This is a genomic window from Streptomyces sp. NRRL WC-3549 (genome assembly GCF_000721935.1).
GTDB lineage: Bacteria > Actinomycetota > Actinomycetes > Streptomycetales > Streptomycetaceae > Streptomyces.
Genome location: NZ_KL585449.1, coordinates 15489 through 16282 on the forward strand (window position 1 = coordinate 15489; position 794 = coordinate 16282).

The following is a 794-nucleotide window of genomic DNA, read 5'->3' on the forward strand; positions in this document are numbered from 1 at the left end:
GATGGACGTGGCGGGGAGCGCCTGGGCCCGGCGGACGGCTGCGATCGCGTCGAGGAAGGCGTTTCCGGCTGCGTACGCGGCCTGTCCGGCGTTGCCGAACGTCGCGGCCAGCGAGGAGAAGAGGACGAACGCCGACAGGTCGAGGTGGCGTGTCAGTTCGTGCAGGTGCAGGACGGCGTCGGTCTTGGGCCGCAGGACCCGCTCGACCCGCTCGGACGTCAGCGAGCCGAGCATGCCGTCGTCCAGCACGCCGGCGGTGTGGACGACCGCGGTCAGCGGGTGCTCGGCGGGTACCGAGCCCAGGAGGGCGGCCAGAGCCTCCCGGTCGGTGACGTCACAGGCGGCCACGGTGACCCGTGCTCCGAGCCGGGTCAGCTCGGCCTCCAGTTCCCGGGCCCCTGGGGCGTCGGGGCCGCTACGGCTCGTGAGCAGCAGGTGGGCGGCCCCGTTGCGGGCCAGCCAGCGGGCGGCGACGGCGCCCAGCGCGCCGGTGCCTCCGGTCACCAGGACTGTGCCGGCGGGCTGCCACGGTGTGCGGGTCTCCGGCGGCCGGGGTGCGGACCTGACGAGGCGGCGTACGTGGACACCGGAGGACCGGATCGCCAGTTGGTCCTCGGTCTTCCCGGGGTCTGCGAGCACTCCGCAGAGGCGGCGGGCGGCGCGGGTGTCGAAAGTGCCGGGCAGGTCGATCAGGCCGCCCCGGAGGCCGGGTTCCTCGACGGCGACGACCTGGCCGAGTCCCCAGACCATGGCCTGTTCGGGGGCGGTCAGCCGGTCGGAGGCGTCCACGGCTA

1 protein-coding gene is annotated in these 794 nt (G+C 74.7%); it reads right to left on the reverse strand.

What is annotated here, in order from left to right:
• Positions 1–794 (reverse strand): beta-ketoacyl reductase (locus IH13_RS0135160; protein ID WP_158791489.1); only part of this gene is annotated, 794 nt, incomplete at both ends.